A 16,847-nucleotide genomic window follows, 5' to 3' on the forward strand; every position below is an offset into this window, starting at 1 on the left:
TCTACCCGCAAAGCACCGAATACCGCTGGATCATAGGGTTTTTCGGCCGAACACAGGAACGCCTCCGGCGCAACCCCGCATAGGAAACAGTCGGGACCACCCTGCGCATTTCACCTGGGTCCACCCCCGTCACATTTCATGACAGCAGACCGCCTTCGAGAAAACACCAGGCAAACCGGACACATATGGGTATGGCCACGGCTTCGGGATGGAAGTTTTTTCACCGTCTGGACCCGCGGGTGGAACGCTGCGCGACGGCTAGGGCCGCGATGTTCGCGCCGACGATCACCACGATGGACAACCATGCGAGCGCGTCGAGTTGCTGGCCAAGTGCGACGAAGCCGATCAACGCGGCGAAAACGGGGTTGGCGCTCATGAACATCGAGAATGAATGGGCCGGGATCCGCCGCAGGGCCAACAGGTCCGCGAGGAACGGCACCGCCGAGGACAACACCCCGGCCGCCAAGGCGTAGCCCAGCACCGCGACCGTCGGCGGATTCTGCCACAGCACCCAGGCACCAACCGGCAGGTAAAGGAAGCCGGAGACAAGTGCGGCCGCGGCGGAGCCCTCAAGTCCGGGCACGCGGGACCCGACTTCCCGGTTGAGCAGGATGTAGCAGGCCCAGCACAGGGCTGCCAGCAGCGCCAGACCGATGCCCCCATAGTCCGTGGACGGCGTGGGCCGCACCAGCACGGCCACCGCGCCCGCGGCGGCTGTCGCACAGAGCACGTTGGCGAGGCGGCGTGAGCCCAGCAGCGCCACGGCCAACGGACCCAGGAATTCCAGGGTGACGGCCAGGCCGAGCCCGATCCGCTCGATCGCGGCATAGAGGGACAGGTTCATCACGGCGAAAACCAACGCCAACCCCAGCACCACCCGCCACTGGGCGGCACTGAAGCGCCAAAGCTGCGGCCTGCCCACCAGCACCAGCACGAGGGCGGCCACCCATTGGCGGACCGCCACCACCCCGGCCGGACCGAGCACGGGAAATGCCAGCGACGCGAGCGAAGCCCCGGTCTGGTTTGACAGGCCACTGACCAGCATCAGTGGCACTCCGCCCCGCCTCCCTCGGGCGCTGGAGGTGGCGGGGTTGCCGGGCACACCGGCACCGAGGGGCTGGGCGGAAGCGGAGGGTTCGAGTTGCATGATTCCAACGGTGGAAGCAGCGGATGGATACGCAAAATGCATCCACGCGATAATCTATTCGCTAAACACATAGATGAAAGCGACGGAACACGTTGACACTGGAGTTGAAGCAGCTGCGCTGCCTGGTCGCCATCATCGACACCGGCAGTTTCACGGATGCCGCCCTTGAGCTGGGCGTTTCCCAGGCCGCGGTCTCCCGCACCCTTGCCGGCCTCGAAGATGTGCTCGGGGTGCGGCTGCTGCACCGCACCAGCCGCAGCATCGCCCCCACCACGGCCGGGGTCCAGGTCCTGGCCCGGGCCCGAGTGCTGCTCAGCGCTGCCGACGAACTCGTCCGGGAAGCCACCACCGGCCACACCCGACTTCACATCGGCCATGCGTGGTCTGCCTTCGGCCGGCACACCACCGAGTTCCAGCGGCGTTGGCAGGACCAGCACCCCGAGACCGATCTGCGGTTGATCCGCCACAACACCCCGACCGGCGGGCTCGCCGAGGGGTTGTGCGACCTTGCCGTCGTCCGGGCCCCGCTGGATTTGAAACCGTGGGCGCACGCCCTGATCGGCCACGAAATCCGCTATGTTGCCCTCGCCTCGGACGACGCCTGGGCCAGCCGGCACCATGTCCGCCTGCGCGAGATCCACACCCGGACCTTGGCGATCGACCACCGCACCGGAACCACCACCCTGGACCTGTGGCCCGAGGGTGAACAACCCGCCATCGAGTACACCCGCGATGTGGATGACTGGCTCACCGCCATCTCCACGGGGCGTTGCGTCGGCGTGACCCCCGAATCGACCGCCTCGCAGTACCGACGTGCAGGCATCACCTACCGTCCGCTTCTGGACACCCAGCCCGTGCCCGTGTATCTCATGTGGCGCACCCACGACTTCCACCCGGCCACGCACACCGCCATCGCCCTGGCCAAAATCCTCTACCAGGGAGCGAGCGGCACTTCCGCGCCGTGAACGTAGGAGTGTCCGCCAAGGCTGTCGAGGCCGAGTTCGAAGTGCCGGCGTTCGACGCCTGCGTGTTGGCTACGCCAGCACGGATGCCAGCCTGCGGCCCGCTTCCCAGAGAACCTCGTTTCTCCCCTGGGCCGGACCCGTAGCGACCAGGCCCGCGGGCAGGCCATCCACCCAGTCCCATCCACGGTCGGTGGCCAGCGCTTCCAGGTTGCCGCGGTTGCGGACATGCAACGCCGAAGGCGCACCGGGGTAGCTTCCCAAGACCAACGTGCCGCGGGCAAAGCCCCGGGCGACGGCCGCCTCCAGGGTGAGGGCGGTGTGGTTCAGCGTCCCGAGGTCGGGACGGGTCACCACCACCAGGTGCGCATCGAGCGCGGCACCCAGGTCTGCGATGGTTTCCCCCGCGCGGGTCAGCGAGACCAGCAGCCCGCCCGCCCCCTCCACGATGACCGAATCGTGGCCCTGTGCCAGCGCCTTGATGCGCCGCACGTGCTCGGCCATCGTGGGCAGCGCGTCGGCGGCGGCCTCCCCGCCTTCCTCCAACGCGGCATCCACCGGTGCCATCGGCTCAAGCAGGCGGATCCCCTCCACCACGCTCAGCCGGTCGGGGGCCCCGAGCCATCTGGCCGTGTTTTGCACATCCCCGTCTTCGTTCGGCCGCACGCCGGTCTGGGTCGGCTTGTAGACGGCCACCCGATCGCCACGGCGCAACGCCGTGGCCGCCAAGGCGGCGGTGACAACCGTCTTTCCGACGTCCGTATCGGTTCCCGTGACAACATAGATCATTTTGCGTGTCCCTTCTGGCTGCGCGGCATGGGTGCGCCGTCCTGCAGGCGCGTCTTGACGTCCGCCGGCGTCTGGAACGAGAGCAGGTGGTTCCACCGCGGCTCGCGATCGAGCAATTCGATTCCTGGCAGTGCGCGCGCCGTGGCGCTGAGCACCAATTCCGTTTCGAGGCGCGCGATGCCGGCGCCCAGGCAACGGTGGATCCCGTAGCCGAAGGCCAGCGAGTCGTCGTCCGGGGAACCCGGCATCCCGCCGGAGAGGCGCAGCACCAGCTCGTCGCCGGCCCGGAAGGATTCGCCCCCGACCTCGGCGTCCACGGCGGTGATCCGCCGCCAGGTGGGCACCGAGGACGCCAGGGCCAGGGCCTCGCGCACCACGTCCTTGGACGCCTGTCCCCCGGTCTGCGGATCGGCACAGGAATCCCAGCGCCCGTCGGCCAGGGCGCCGAACACCGCCGTCTGGATGAGCATGGTGGTGGTTTCCTGTCCGGCGATCGCCAGGAAGTAGCCCAGCGAGACGATGCGGCGCTGATCCACCCCCGCACGGTGCAGGGTCGCATACAGGTTTCCGTCTTCGCGCCCCACCGACTCGTCCACCGCGCCGACGAGCCAGACGAAGAATTCCGCGGCGCTCGTGGCCAGCACCAGTTGCCGCTGCTCGTCCGGCCACCCCCAAAAGAGCTCCAGGGAGTGCTGGCTCCAGCGCTTGAGGAATTCCATCGGCGGCACGGGGATGCCGGTGAGCTTTTGCATGACTTCAGGGGGGACCACCGCCGCGAGCCGGTCCGCCAGGTCGACGGTGCCGCCGGCCCGGTAGGTCTCCTCCAGTTCCGCGCAGATCCCGCGCACCCGCTCCTCGATGAACGAACCCTGGGCCTGCACCTTTGCCGGGCTGAAGAAGCCCGCCACGACCCGCCTGACGGACATGTGCGCCTGGCCCGAGGCGCTTGCCAGGACCGGCGGCAGGGCAAAACGCACCGATGCGAGGATGCGCAGCGCGGCGGGGCTCAGCGCGATGGCGGTGCTCAGCGCGTTGGCCGGGGTGAACTCCTCGGCCCTGCGCAGGATCTGCCGCACCACGGCGGGATCCTCGATGCTTCGGTAGCGCCGGTTCACCGCTTCGGGGTAGGCCGCGGGAAGCGGGCCCGCCAAGGGGGCGCTCTGAACGGCCGCGGCGGTGGCAAAGGGACAGCTCATGATTCCACTTCCAGGATGATCCGGGCTACCGTCCCCAGGACGAGAGCCAATTCGACGGGGTCTTGGTGCGCGTGTGCGGTGATCCGCAGCCGCGAGATCCCGTCCGGGACACTCGGCGGCCGGAAGCATGCCACGGCGATGCCGTGTTCCCGCAAGGCGGCGGTGACGGCCATCGCGGCAGCCGCGCCGGGCATCTTGATCGACTGGACCGCACCCGCGCCCGGCTCGATGCGCCCGCGCAGTTCCGGGTGCCCGGCCAGGGTTTCGCAGATGACCTTCGCATTGCGCGCAAGGTTGCCGATTCGCCCGGGATCGGCAAGCGCCAGGGAGCGGAGCGCCGCGGCGGCGGCCGCCGGCGCCAGTGCGGTGTCGAACAGGAAGGTGCGCGAGGTGTTCACCAGGTGCTCGCGCAGCAGTCCCGCGGATTCCCCGCCGAGCAATGCAGCCCCGCCCTGCGCACCGAGCGCCTTGGAGAGCGTCGCGGTGACGACCACGTGCCCGGAGCCGGCCAGTCCCGCGGCACGCACCGCCGAGCCTTGGTCTGTCGCAGCCAGGGAATGGGCCTCGTCCACCACCAGCAGGGCTCCGTGGCGGGCACAGAGTTCGGCCGCCTCGGCCAGCGGCGCCGCGTCCCCGAGCACCGAGTAGATGGACTCGACGACCACCGCGACGCGCGGCTTGGGTGCCGGGCCGCGCAGGTTCTCCCGCAGCAGCCTTTCGATGTGCTCGAGGTCGTTGTGTCGGGAGGTTTCCACCAGCGCCCCGGAAAGCCGTGCGCCGTCAATCAGGCTGGCGTGCGCGTGGGCGTCGAGGATGAAGAGGCTGCCGGGGCCACCGAGGGCACCGAGCACGCCGAGGTTCGCGGTGTAGCCGCTGGAAAAGACCAGCGCCTCCGCCCGTCCCGTGTACCGGCACAACGATCCTTCAAGCTCGCGGTGGACCGGCAGGGTGCCCGTGGCCACGCGGCTGGCGGCGGCCCCGGCACCGTATTCCTGCACCGCCGCGGCTGCCGCGGCCCGGACCTCGGGGTGTCTGCCCAGACCCAGGTAGTCGTTGGAGGCCAGGTCCATAAGCGGCCCGCGGGAGTTGTCGGTGCGCTGCATGCCGCGTGCGGCACGCACCCGCGCCCGGGCGGCCAGCCAGGTCGCCCAGGATCCCGGCTCCGCCCGTCCAGTGTCGTCGGCCGCGGGAAGCCGGGTCGAAGTCGGGTCAGCCGCCATGGACTTCTCCCACCGCAGCGGTGAGTGCCGAACCCAGGACCCGCAGCTCGTCATCGGTGCAGACATACGGGGGCATCACGTAGACCAGGTCCCGGAAGGGCCGCACCCAGGCGCCGTTTTCCACGGCCACGCGCGTCACGTCCGCCACGCGCACGGGTTCGTGCAGCTGGATCACGCCGACACCGCCGAGCACGCGCACGTCCTTCACGCCGGCCAGTTCCCGCGCTGGCTCCAACGCGGCGCGCAGGCCGCGCTCCAGGCGGGCCACCTGTGCGTGCCACTGCGCGGAAGCGGCCCTCGGATCGCCCGGGCCGGTGAGCAGGTCCAGCGAGGCGCACGCCACGGCGCAGGCCAACGGGTTGCCCATGAAGGTGGGCCCGTGCAGGAGCGCGGACCCCGACGACCCGCTGCCGGAGCCAAGGACCCCGGCCACCTTCGGGGTGCACATCATCGCGGCCAGCGAGAGGTAGCCGCCGGTCAGCGCCTTGCCCACACACATGATGTCGGGGTCGACCTGGGCCCATTCGACGGCAAAAAGCTTGCCGGTGCGGCCGAACCCGGTGGCGATCTCATCGACGATCAACAGCAACTCATGCTTGTCGGCGATTTCCCGCAGCACCCGCAGCACCCGTGGCGGGTAGATGTGCATGCCGCCGGCACCCTGCAGGACCGGTTCGCACACGATGCCCGCCAGTTCCCCGGCGTGCTCGGCAGCAATGCCCCGCGCCTGGGCTTCCCACCGTTCCAGCTCGTCCGCGCCAAAGACCCAGTCGCCGGATGCGGTGCGCTGCGCGGCCGGGGGCCTGGGCAGGAAGACCTGCTGGCGGCTCAGCGGCGCGAACGCCGCGTGCATGCCGTCCACGGGATCGCAAATGCCCATGGCCGCGAAGGTGTCCCCGTGGTACCCGCCGCGCAGGGCCAGGAATCGCTGCCGCGCGGGTTTCCCGCACGCGTCCTGGTACTGCAGTGCCAGCTTGAGTGCCACCTCCACGCTGATCGAGCCGGAGTCGGCCAGGAACACGTGTTGCAGGTTCCCCGGGGCCATGGCCACCAGGCGTTCGGCCAGTTCCACCGCGGGCTCGTGCGTGAGTCCGCCGAACATGACGTGGCTGAACTTGTCGATCTGCGCATGCGCTGCGGCATCGAGCACGCGATTCCCGTAGCCGTGCACCACCGACCACCAGGAGGCCATCCCGTCGATGACCTCGCGGCTGCGGCCCTGGCCGTCCTCCAGCGTGATCCTGGCCCCGCGGGCGGCCGCCACCGAGTAGCGGGCCCCGGCATCGAGGGAGGCATACGGGTGCCAGAGCAGGCCGGAATCACGGGCCAGTAGGTCCAAGGTGTCGACACTCATGCGTTGGGGTTCTCCTGCGTGCCCGCACCGCGGCGGCGGAGGACCGGTTCGGCGCCCATCGGGCCGCAGCCCCGCGAGGAGGCACTGCCGCAACCGCTGCCGCAGGCGGTGCCGCATCCGGGGGCCTCGGGCCGTGCCGGGGCCTCGTCGGCCCGGTGCCGGATCCGTGCCGCCAGTTCCGCGGGGTCGATGTCCTCCTGGCCCAGCACCAGGTACCCGGCATCCGAAATCATCTCCAGGTCCCGCCGGGCATCCTGGCCTTCGGACGTGAGGTAGTCGCCCAGGAACAGGGAATTGGCCACGGCCAGCGCCGTGGACTGCATCGAACGCAGGTGCATTTCCCGGCCGCCGGCCATGCGCAGCTCGGTGGCGGGTGCAGCAAGACGTACCAGGGCCAGGATGCGCAGGCACGCCATCGGGGTCAGGTGCCAGGTCCCGGCCAGCGGGGTCCCGTCGAAGGGCATCAGGAAGTTCACCGGGATCGAGTCGGCGTCAAGGTCGCGCAGGGCGGAGACTGCCTCGACGAGCTGCTCGGGGGTTTCGCCCATGCCCACGATGAGCCCGGAGCACGGGGAGAGCCCGGCGTCCTTGGCCTGCCCGACGGTGTCCACGCGTTCCTGGAAGGTGTGGGTCGAGCAGATCTCCGGGTAGAGGGACTCGGCGGTGTTCAGGTTGTGGTTGTAGGCATCCGTCCCGGCGGCGGCGAGCCGTTCGGCCTGTCCCTCCTTGAGGATGCCCAGGCAGGCGCAGACCTCGATCTCCGGGTGCTCGTCCTTGATCTGGCCGATCATGGTGGCCACCCGGTCGACGTCGCGATCGCTGGGGCCCTTGCCGGAGGCGACCATGCACACGCGCGAGGCGCCGCCGGCGATCCCGAGCCCTGCCTGGTGCACGGCCTCGTCGGGCTTGAGCCAGGAGTACTTGAGGATCTCGGCCTTGGATCCCAGGCGCTGGGAACAGTACGTGCAGTCCTCCGGGCAGAGCCCCGACTTGAGGTTCACCAGGTAGTTGACCTTCACGGTGTTGCCGAAGTGCTTGCGCCTCAGTGTCCCGGCCGCCGCCACCAGCTCCAGGGTCCGCTCGTCGGGCGTGCCCAGGATCGCCAGGGCCTCGGACTCGGTGATTCGGTGTCCCGCTTCCACCCGGGCGGCAAGGGCCCGCGCGTCAAGCGGTTCGGTAAACGTCTCCGCCGGGGATTCTTCAAGATTGGTCGCAATGCCCAAGGTCATGGTGCTGCCTTCCGCTGGAATGAGAGAAGCGGCTCCAAGCGCTTCCAAGGGGTTTCTGAAACCTGCTCAATGCATAATTGAACAGTGTTCAACCGTGAGGTAAAACCACCATACACCGATCACCCCGACACTTCTTGAACACTGTTCAATTGGGCGATTCGTGCCGTAATATCCAAAGCCACCGGGGCGAGTCGTCCCCCGCGGTTTCCGCCCGGTCAATGGACGCGGCAGCCAACACACAGCGTCCACATCAGCCGTCGGAAGCACCCGGACGGCACCCGCCCTTCCCGAAACCCTCCTCCGAATTCGGTTCCTTGGGCGTGGGCGCGTAACAATCTTCAGGACCCGCACCCGCGTCCACAGCCGTTAAAGAGATTGACCGCCGGGCAAAATGCCCGGCGGTCAATCCATGAACTTCTGTTCGGCGTTAGTCGATCTCAAGCCAGCCGGCAGCCAGGTCCTCGCGGATGTCGCCCAACGTTGCGGGCATCGCCTTGGTCTGCGCGATGATCGGGAAGAAGTTCCCGTCGCCGGCCCAGCGCGGAACCACATGCTGGTGCAGGTGCGCGGCAATGCCGGCCCCGCCGGTGACGCCCTGGTTCATGCCCAGGTTGAAACCGGTGGGGCGCGAAACATGGCGCAGCACGCGCATGGACTTCTGCGCCAACGCAGCCATCTCCGCTGTTTCTTCCTCCGTGATGTCGGTGTAATCCGGCACATGGCGATAGGGGCAGATCAGGATGTGGCCCGGGTTGTAGGGGAAGAGGTTCAAGATCACGTATGCGGTCTTGCCCCGGTGAAGAATCAGCGAGTCCTCGTCGCTACGGGTCGGCGCGACGCAGAAGGGGCAGGACTCCTCGTCCTTGACCTGGTCCTGGCCGGCCTTGATGTAGGCCATCCGGTAGGGAGTCCACAGGCGCTGGAAGGAATCGGGCACCCCGGCGAGTTCGAAATCGTCGGTGACTGCCGCGTCCTGCTCCTCCTGCGAAAGCTCCTCGGGCGCTTCGATGGCTTGTGCCCGCGTGGACTCCCCCATGGACCTAGGCTTCCCGGTTCTTCACGGCGGCGACAATGCGGGCCACCGCTTCGTCCACCGGCACGCCGTTGTCGGTGCTGCCGTCGCGGAAGCGGAAGGACACCGCACCCGCCTCGGCGTCCTCGCCGCCGGCGATGAGCACGAACGGGACCTTTTCCTTGGACGCGGTGCGGATCTTCTTCGGGAACCGGTCCGAGGAGATGTCGGCCTCGGCGCGGATGCCCGCTGCCTTGAGCTTGTCAATCACGTCGAACATGTACTCGTTGAAGGCCTCGGCAACGGGGATGCCCACGACCTGGACCGGGGAGAGCCAGGCCGGGAACGCGCCCGCATAGTGCTCGGTGAGCACGCCCATGAAGCGTTCCACGGAACCGAAGAGGGCGCGGTGGATCATCACCGGGCGCTGGCGGGTGCCGTCGGCGGCCTGGTACTCGAGCTCGAAGCGCTCGGGCAGGTTGAAGTCCAGCTGGATGGTGGACATCTGCCAGGTGCGGCCCAGCGCGTCCTTGGCCTGCACGGAGATCTTCGGGCCGTAGAAGGCGGCTCCTCCCGGGTCCGGGACCAGCTCCAGGCCGGAGGCCTCGGCGACCTCGGCCAGGGTGCGGGTGGCTTCCTCCCAGACGTCGTCGTCGCCGACGAACTTCTCCTCGTTCTTGGTGGAGAGTTCCAGGTAGAAGTCATCCAGCCCGTAGTCCTTGAGCAGGCCCAGCACGAAGTTCAGCGTGGTGGTCAGCTCGTCCTTCATCTGCTCCTTGGTGCAGTAGATGTGGGCGTCGTCCTGGGTCATGCCGCGCACGCGGGTCAACCCGTGGACCACGCCGGACTTCTCGTAGCGGTAGACCGAACCGAATTCGAACAGGCGCAGCGGCAGTTCGCGGTACGAGCGTCCGCGGGAGCCGAAGATCAGGTTGTGCATCGGGCAGTTCATCGGCTTGAGGTAGTAGTCCTGGCCGGGCTTGCGCACCGTGCCGTCCTCGTTGAGCTCGGCGTCCACGTGCATCGCCGGGAACATGCCGTCCTTGTACCAGTCAAGGTGGCCGGATACCTCGTAGAGGTGGCCCTTGGTGATGTGCGGGGTGTAGACGAAGTCGTAGCCGGCCTCGACGTGGCGTGCACGCGAGTAGTCTTCCATTTCCTTGCGGATGATGCCGCCGCGCGGGTGGAACACCGGAAGGCCCGAACCCAGCTCGTCGGGGAAGGAGAAGAGGTCGAGCTCGACGCCGAGCTTGCGGTGGTCGCGGCGCTCGGCCTCGGCGATGCGCTCCTGGTAGGCCTTGAGCGCTTCCTTGGTCGGCCAGGCGGTGCCGTAGATGCGCTGCAGCTGCTGGTTGTTCTGGTTGCCCAGCCAGTAGGCCGCCGAGGTGCGGGTCAGCGCGAAGGCGTTGGAGATCAGCTTGGTGTTTGGCAGGTGCGGGCCGCGGCACAGGTCGCACCAAACGGTCTCGCCGGTCTTGCGGTCGACGTTGTCGTAGATCGTGATGTCGCCCGCGCCGACCTCGACGTTGACGCCCTCGCCTGCCGCATCGGCCTCGTTGGCCTTGTTCAGCAGTTCCAGCTTGTAGGGCTCGTTGGCCATGGCCTTGCGGGCCTCGTCCTCGGTGACGACGCGGCGGGCGAACTTCTGGTTCTGGTTGACGATCTTGAGCATCATCTTCTCGAGGGTTTTCAGGTCCTCGGGAGTGAACGGCTCGGCGACGTCGAAGTCGAAGTAGAAACCGTCGGTGATGTACGGGCCGATGCCCAGCTTGGCATCCGGGCGCAGCTGCTGAACGGCCTGGGCCATGACGTGCGCGGTGGAGTGGCGCAGGACCTCAAGGCCCGCGGGGGAATCGATGGTGACTCGCTCGACGGCGGTTCCGGCCTCGAGCGGGCGGGAAAGGTCACGAAGCACGCCATCGACGTGCATGACCACGACGTCGCGGTCATCAAAGTACAGCTCGGCCCCGGTAGTACCGGCATTCACCTCGCGTTGTTCTCCATCGACGGTCAGTGTGATTTGCTCAAGCACTACGGTTCCTCGTTTCGTTGTCCGGCTTCATAGCTTGTGGCATACGATGACCACAGCCAGCCAACATCCAGCTTAACGGAACCCGTCGGTGCCCCACCAATCGACGCGCATGCCGGCAAGGCAATTGACGATAGGGAAAACCATTCCCCACATGCCCCGCATCGCCATCTCGAACCCCGCATCCCACTGGCGAGAAGGATCAGGCAGGACATTTCGCCGTTTCATAACCTTGGATAACTCACTCTCTATCCAAGGTTAAGCACCTAACCTTGGACAACAGGTCGGCTACCCCAACTGAATTGGTGACCCTGCTTGGCCAAGCAATGCTGCAACGTGTTGATGGTCGCGGGCCCAAACTCCACGCCTACAAACACCCTCTAGTTGTTCCCGGGTTACGGGGCTAACATGCAGGCATGGAAACCCGTGTGAACCTCAGTAAGTCCGATCCTGCCGCCTACGCGGCGTTGCTGGCCATGAACAAGGCTGCAAGCGAGGCCGCCCAGGCGGCCGATCTCGACCCGAAGTTGTGTGAACTCATCAAGATCCGGGCCTCCCAGCTCAACGGGTGCAGCTATTGCCTGCGCATGCACACCCGTGATGCATTGAAGTTGGGCGAAAGCAGCGACCGATTGGCGGTGCTGCCTGCATGGCGCGAATCGGAGTATTTCACCGCGGTCGAGCGTGCGGCCTTGGCATTGAGTGAATCCATCACCTTGGTTTCGGTGGACCAGGTCCCCCGCGACACCTACACGATGGCCTCGTCGGTCCTCACCGATGCACAAGTGTCTGCGGTGGCGTGGCTCAGTGCCGCGATCAACATGTTCAACCGCGTGGCAATCACCAGCAGGTACCGGGTAGCACCGTAATCCACGACGCGTCCTCACCGGGTGCCTCCGACCTGTCCGCATTCCCGCGTTTGAGCAAGTTCATCCCGAGGCCATCATGCAGGGCAAGCGTGGTCAGCCTTCGTCAATGCTCCATGCCCCGGACGGGCAGCGGGTGATCTTTGCGCACGCTGCCTTCCTGTTCGGCCCGGAGCACCTCCCGTTCGATGTGTCGACAGGTTCTCGGGGGCAGGATCCTGGCCAGGATTCCGCTTTTGTATACGCCGTATTGTGGACGCGCTTGAGAATCTCCAGGTTCATCGCGCGACCGTCAGCCTGAGCCCCAGGACACCAAGCACGGAAATAACCGCCCGCGGCGAAGGATTGCCCGTGGCCGTTTCCATGGCGCGTACCGTTCGTTCCAAGACCTCGGCAAGCTCGGCCAGGTCGGCTTGGGTGAGCCCGGTCTTCTTGCGCGCAGCACGAATGCTGGCGGCTATGGCCGAAACGCTGTCCATCCAATCCCCTAATCGGCAACACGCTGCCGATTAGGCCACCGGGAATCCCGGCAGGTCCAACCACTCCCGGAAAATCAGCCGTTGGGACGCTGCGGGATGTATTGCACCGCCCACTTGTTGCCATCCGGGTCGGCGAAGTACACAAAGCTCCCCCAGTCCTGGACGTCGATCTCGCTGACCTCAACGCCGTTGGCCGCAAGCTGGTCGTGTGCGGCCTGGATGTCGCTGACCACCATTTGCATGTTTGGTGCCGTTCCCGGTGCGGCGTCGGTCAGTCCCTCTCCGATGCAGATCGAACAGGCCGAGCCGGGCGGGGTCAGCTGGACAAACCGAATCGACTCATTGGGTCGCTCATCGAAGTCCGCGTTGAATCCCACCTTGTTTACATAGAAGTCCTTGGCCCGGTCGACATCGGACACGGGAACAAATACCAGTTCTAGTTTCCAATCCATGGTGCACAGGCTAGTCCCGCCACCGGGCAATCAACAGGTCTTATCCAGATTTTCCGTGCTTCACGAAGTGCTGGCGAAGTTGGACGTGGCAATCCCCCAAGCCCTGGGCCGAAGCCCGGCAAGCAAGGGGGGAAGACCTCAGGCCCGCTTGACCCCGGGTTTCCCGGCGACCCGGATCCGGGCAACAAGCTGGTGGGCCAGCTGGTTGATCGCGACGCCGAAAGCGGTGCTCACCGCGCCCAAGGCGGCGGCACCCAGCACCCTGGACCAGGAAAAGACACCGCCGGTTTCAAACACGCTTGCAAGGCCCACGAGCACCGAGCAGAGCAATGCTCCGCCGATAATTGCCTGCTTCCACCAGCGACCGAAAACAAGCCCAAACACGATCATTGACGGGATCACAACACCAGCCTCCTTCCGGGGCGGTCCGCCGATAGCCCCAGTATCACACGGCGGCTTCGGTCCCACAACGGATAATGCCACCCCTCAGGCCCCCAGATAACCGCGCTGGTCCAGCCCCTCGTCGGCCATGGTTTGCGCCAATGATTTCCCCCGCCCCCGCAACGGCGCCTTCGCGCCCGTGCCGATGCCTCGCCCGTCCCGGGCCCGACTCGGGTCTTCCAGGTATCCCGGCGCCGGCAACGTGCCCTTCTGCGACAGGTCCCAGGCCTTCAGTGCCTGCAGGCTGATTCCCCGTGGTCCGGTGCGCCGGGTCAACCCGTGGATCAGCAGCAACCGGGTGGAGAAGAGCAGCGGGCCGCAGCGCTGCTGCGCCTCGTGGAAGAACGTGGCATCCACGCAGCCGGTGCCGTCGTCGACCGAAATGAAGACCACCCGCCGGCCGCCGCGCATGGGCGGGGTCTGCGTGGCGACCCTGACCCCGGCCACCAGGACCTCGGTGCCGTTGCGCATCGCCAGCAGGTCCTCGGCGCGCGAGACGCCCAGCGAGTCCAGCAGCGGGGTGTGGGATTCCATCAGGTGTGCACTGACATCGAGGCTCAGCAGATCCAGCTCGGTGCGCACCACCTCATCCAGTGGCGTCTCCGGGGCGCCGATGGCCATGGTGGAAAGGTCCAGGTCCCCCATCGGCAGGGCGAGCTGCCCGGGAATCGGGCGGTGGCGTTGCGGCAACGGCTTGTGCGCCCCGCCGCGCAGGTGGGCGACCAGGTCCGCGCGGTTTCCCCGCCCGGCCGTGCGCTGCAACGCGTCGAAGGCGCCCAGGGCGGCGAAGTGGTTCAGCGAGGTGCGGGTGAGCCCCGAGCGCATCCGCACGTCGGCGATCGATTCGTAGGGCTGGCCGGCGACGACCCGCTTGACCTCGCGCTCCGAGACCCCGCGGATCCCGCGCAGCGACAGCCTGATCCCGAAACGCCCGGGCAGCATGGCACCGGCGGCCCGGGGAACCACCGGCAGCTGCGCCGGCGGCAGCAGCCCCTCCAGCCTTTCCACCCGGTAGCCGGCCGCCGAGCGGTTGATGTCCAGCGGCAGGATTTTGATTCCCATGCGCCGGGCCTCGGCCACCAGCAGGCGCTTGGGGTACATGCCAGGGTCGTGTTCCCAGATCCCGGCGAGGAACGCCTCCGGGTGGTGGGCCTTCAGCCAGGCCGACTGGTAGGTGGGCACGGCGAAGGCCGCCCCGTGGGCCTTGCAGAACCCGAAGGAGCCGAAGGCCGCAAGCGTCTGCCAGACCTCGTCAATGACTTCCAGCGGGTAGTCGCGGCCCTGGGCTGCGGAACGGAAGAAGGCCTCGACCCGGGGTTCCGATGCGCTTCCCAGCAGCCGGCGGTAGACATCGGCCTTGGCCAGCCCGCAACCGGTCATCACGTCGAAGATCCGCAGCACCTGCTCATGGAAGACGGTGACCCCGTGGGTCTCGGCGAGCGCGGGTCTCAGGTTTGGGTGGGGATATTTTTCGGGTGCGAATCCGTGGCGGTTTTCCAGGTAGGGCTTGACCATGTTGGATTTCATGGGTCCGGGGCGGAAGAGGGAGATGTCGATGATGAGGTCGTTGAAGTCGCGGGGGGCGAGTTTGCCGATGAGTTCGCGTTGTCCGGGTGATTCGATCTGGAAGCAGCCGAGGGTGTGGGTGGAGCGGATGAGTTCGAAGGTGGGTTTGTCGTCGAGCGGGACGAGGGCCAGGTCGATGGTTCCGTTGGGTTTGATGTAGGCGGGGATTTCCCCCGGGTGTTTGCCTTGGTGTCCCCCCGCTTTGGCGACTGCTTGTGCGCTGGGGTGGATGCGTTGGATTTCGGCGAGCGCGTAGGTGATGGCCGATTGCATGCGTACCCCCAGGACGTCGAGCTTGAGCAGTCCCATGGGATCCATGTCGTGTTTGTCGTATTGGCTCATGGGGAGGTTCAGTCCGCTGGGTTGGACGGGTGTCCGGTCCAGGAGTGTGTTGTTGGAGAGGATGACTCCGCAGGGGTGCATGGAGATGTGTCTTGGCAGCCGGTCGAGGCGTTCGGTGAGGTCCACGAGCAGGTCGAGTTGCTTTTCGGTGCCGAGGCGGTCGGCGAAGGGTGCGAGTTCGGGTTTTTCGTTCAGGGCGTCGCGGAAGGATGAGGCGGAGAAGCGCCAGAGCTGTTTGGCGATGACGTCTATGTCTTCTTCCTCCATGCCGAGGGCCGTTCCGGCGTCGCGTACCGCTCCCCTGGCGCGGTAGCCGTTTTGCATGCTCATGAGGCTGACGCGGTCGGCGCCGAAGCGGGTGAAGATTTTTTGGTAGATGTTGTGGCGTTGGGCGGATTCGACGTCTATGTCTATGTCCGGCAGGGTGGCACGGTCGCGGGAGAGGAAGCGTTCGAAGAGCAGGTCGTGGGTGATGGGGTTTACCTGGCTGATGCCGGTGAGGTAGTTGACCAGCGATGAGGCTCCGGAGCCGCGTGCGGCGGAGCGTATGCCCATGTGGGTGATCATGTCGCTGACTTCCGCGACGGTGAGGAAGTAGGGGGCGAAGCCGAGGTCTGCGATGGTACTTAGTTCTTCCCCTAGGCGTTGGCGCATCAGGGGGTTGTTGCTCTCCCCGGGGATGAGCCTGCCGATGCCGGCTTCCGCGCGTGCGGCAAGTTCCCGGTTGGGTTCGCCGGTGATGCCGATGATGTGGGCTTCGGGCACTATGGGTATTCCCCATCCGGTGTCATTGACGGGGTCGAGGCGTGCCCAGTCGGCGAGCGCCGAGGTGTTTTGCAGGAGTGTTGTCCCTATCCGGTGGCTTGTTGCCTCGCGGGCGATTTCCGCGGCGAGGTGGCGCATGTGCCTTGTGGTCTTGAGCCAGCCTTGTCCGTTGGGTTGGATGTCGTTGAGGGTTTCGAGGGAGGTGAGTGCACGTGCGGAGTCCAGGACGTCCGCGGTTGCCGCGCCGTCGGGTTCGGCGTATCTGACGGCGTTGGTGAGGATGGGGGCGATGTTTGCCGTTTCTGCGCAGCGGAGCATGCGGATGGCGTGTGCGGTGCTGAGCCGTTCCCCGGGGTTGTTCAGGTGGGTGACGATCTCTACCCGTAGTGTTCTCTCCCCCAGGAGTGTGCGCCATCGGTGGATGCGGGTGCGGGCCTGGTCGTAGCGGTGGTGTTGGGTTGCCAGGCCCACGTCGGAGTTTGGTCCCAGCAGGATGGTGAGCAGTGGTTCCCCCGTGGGGTCGAGGGCATGGGTTGCCAGTTCCCCGGGGGTGATGCCTATGTGTTGTTTGCGTATCCCGTGGGGTGTTGTTGGTTGGTGTGCGGCGGAGACTAGGCGGCAGAGGGCCTTGTAGCCGGCTCCGTTGCCGTGTCCCTTGGCCAGGATGATGATTCGCCCGGAGACGCGCAGGGGGTTGCGTGTCTTGCCGTCGTTTGTCTGGCGGGCGGGTTCGAGGGTTGCCAGGTCCACCCCCAGGATGGGGTCCATCCCGTGCTTGATGCAGGCCTTGAGGTGTTTGATGCTTCCGTAGAGTCCGTCGCGGTCGGTGATGGCCAGTGCGTCGGCACCGTCGGCGAGCGCCGCCTGGACAAGGTCCTCGGGCCAAGAAACTCCGTAGTGCGCGCTGAAGGCGGAGGCAACATGCAGGTGGGTGAAACCCGTGGGCATGTCCGGCCCTCCCTTCGCAGCGCCCCTTTCGTTTGCCGGGTGCGGGTTTG

At 66.7% G+C, this 16,847-nt stretch carries 14 protein-coding genes; 2 read left to right on the forward strand and 12 right to left on the reverse strand.

Annotated features, from left to right (window positions below; genetic code table 11):
* Positions 1 to 220: 220 nt before the first annotated feature.
* Positions 221 to 1,147 (reverse strand): EamA family transporter, encoded by a 927-nt coding sequence (locus JOF47_RS08055; protein WP_245356301.1) that lies wholly within the window; start codon positions 1,145 to 1,147, stop codon positions 221 to 223.
* 92 nt (positions 1,148 to 1,239) lie between these two features.
* Between JOF47_RS08055 and JOF47_RS08060 the strand changes: the two genes are divergently transcribed.
* Positions 1,240 to 2,112 (forward strand): LysR family transcriptional regulator, encoded by an 873-nt coding sequence (locus tag JOF47_RS08060; RefSeq protein ID WP_209997095.1) that lies wholly within the window; start codon positions 1,240 to 1,242, stop codon positions 2,110 to 2,112.
* Positions 2,113 to 2,181: 69 nt separating this feature from the next.
* On the opposite strand, the gene bioD is transcribed toward JOF47_RS08060, so the two are convergent.
* The 7 genes from bioD to thrS form a co-directional block, all read right to left on the reverse strand.
* Positions 2,182 to 2,898 carry a dethiobiotin synthase gene (gene bioD, locus JOF47_RS08065; protein WP_209997096.1) on the reverse strand — a complete coding sequence of 239 codons (717 nt, stop codon included), beginning with the start codon at positions 2,896 to 2,898 and terminating at the stop codon, positions 2,182 to 2,184.
* Positions 2,895 to 4,094: a cytochrome P450 gene (locus JOF47_RS08070; RefSeq protein WP_245356302.1), complete on the reverse strand. Its 1,200-nt coding sequence runs from the start codon at positions 4,092 to 4,094 to the stop codon at positions 2,895 to 2,897. The genes bioD and JOF47_RS08070 overlap by 4 nt, the downstream gene beginning before the upstream one ends.
* On the reverse strand, positions 4,091 to 5,314 hold the full coding sequence (locus JOF47_RS08075) for an aminotransferase class I/II-fold pyridoxal phosphate-dependent enzyme (RefSeq protein WP_209997097.1): 1,224 nt from the start codon (positions 5,312 to 5,314) through the stop codon (positions 4,091 to 4,093). The genes JOF47_RS08070 and JOF47_RS08075 overlap by 4 nt, the downstream gene beginning before the upstream one ends.
* Complete coding sequence (bioA, locus tag JOF47_RS08080; RefSeq protein WP_209997098.1) at positions 5,304 to 6,668, reverse strand: adenosylmethionine--8-amino-7-oxononanoate transaminase; 1,365 nt, start codon at positions 6,666 to 6,668, stop codon at positions 5,304 to 5,306. The genes JOF47_RS08075 and bioA overlap by 11 nt, the downstream gene beginning before the upstream one ends.
* Entirely contained in the window at positions 6,665 to 7,897 is a 1,233-nt protein-coding gene (gene bioB, locus JOF47_RS08085; protein ID WP_209997099.1) for a biotin synthase BioB, read from the reverse strand. The genes bioA and bioB overlap by 4 nt, the downstream gene beginning before the upstream one ends.
* Before the next feature lie 427 nt (positions 7,898 to 8,324).
* Positions 8,325 to 8,933 carry an HIT family protein gene (locus JOF47_RS08090; RefSeq protein ID WP_209997100.1) on the reverse strand — a complete coding sequence of 203 codons (609 nt, stop codon included), beginning with the start codon at positions 8,931 to 8,933 and terminating at the stop codon, positions 8,325 to 8,327.
* A 4-nt stretch (positions 8,934 to 8,937) separates the two neighbouring features.
* Positions 8,938 to 10,941 carry a threonine--tRNA ligase gene (gene thrS, locus JOF47_RS08095; protein WP_209997101.1) on the reverse strand — a complete coding sequence of 668 codons (2,004 nt, stop codon included), beginning with the start codon at positions 10,939 to 10,941 and terminating at the stop codon, positions 8,938 to 8,940.
* A gap of 413 nt (positions 10,942 to 11,354) precedes the next feature.
* Between thrS and JOF47_RS08100 the strand changes: the two genes are divergently transcribed.
* The gene (locus JOF47_RS08100; protein ID WP_209997102.1) at positions 11,355 to 11,807 is read left to right on the forward strand and encodes a carboxymuconolactone decarboxylase family protein; all 453 of its coding nucleotides are present in this window, start codon (positions 11,355 to 11,357) and stop codon (positions 11,805 to 11,807) included.
* Positions 11,808 to 12,082: 275 nt separating this feature from the next.
* On the opposite strand, the gene JOF47_RS08105 is transcribed toward JOF47_RS08100, so the two are convergent.
* The 4 genes from JOF47_RS08105 to JOF47_RS08120 form a co-directional block, all read right to left on the reverse strand.
* Positions 12,083 to 12,283, reverse strand: a complete 201-nt coding sequence (locus JOF47_RS08105) for a helix-turn-helix domain-containing protein (RefSeq protein ID WP_209997103.1) — start codon at positions 12,281 to 12,283, stop codon at positions 12,083 to 12,085.
* Between the two features lie 74 nt (positions 12,284 to 12,357).
* The gene (locus tag JOF47_RS08110; RefSeq protein WP_209997104.1) at positions 12,358 to 12,735 is read right to left on the reverse strand and encodes a glyoxalase superfamily protein; all 378 of its coding nucleotides are present in this window, start codon (positions 12,733 to 12,735) and stop codon (positions 12,358 to 12,360) included.
* 138 nt (positions 12,736 to 12,873) lie between these two features.
* Positions 12,874 to 13,137, reverse strand: coding sequence for a hypothetical protein (locus tag JOF47_RS08115; RefSeq protein WP_209997105.1), 264 nt, complete (start codon positions 13,135 to 13,137; stop codon positions 12,874 to 12,876).
* An 84-nt stretch (positions 13,138 to 13,221) separates the two neighbouring features.
* Positions 13,222 to 16,797, reverse strand: coding sequence for a DNA polymerase III subunit alpha (locus JOF47_RS08120; protein WP_209997106.1), 3,576 nt, complete (start codon positions 16,795 to 16,797; stop codon positions 13,222 to 13,224).
* Positions 16,798 to 16,847 lie beyond the last annotated feature (50 nt).

Source organism: Paeniglutamicibacter kerguelensis, assembly GCF_017876535.1.
In the GTDB taxonomy this organism is placed as follows: domain Bacteria; phylum Actinomycetota; class Actinomycetes; order Actinomycetales; family Micrococcaceae; genus Paeniglutamicibacter; species Paeniglutamicibacter kerguelensis.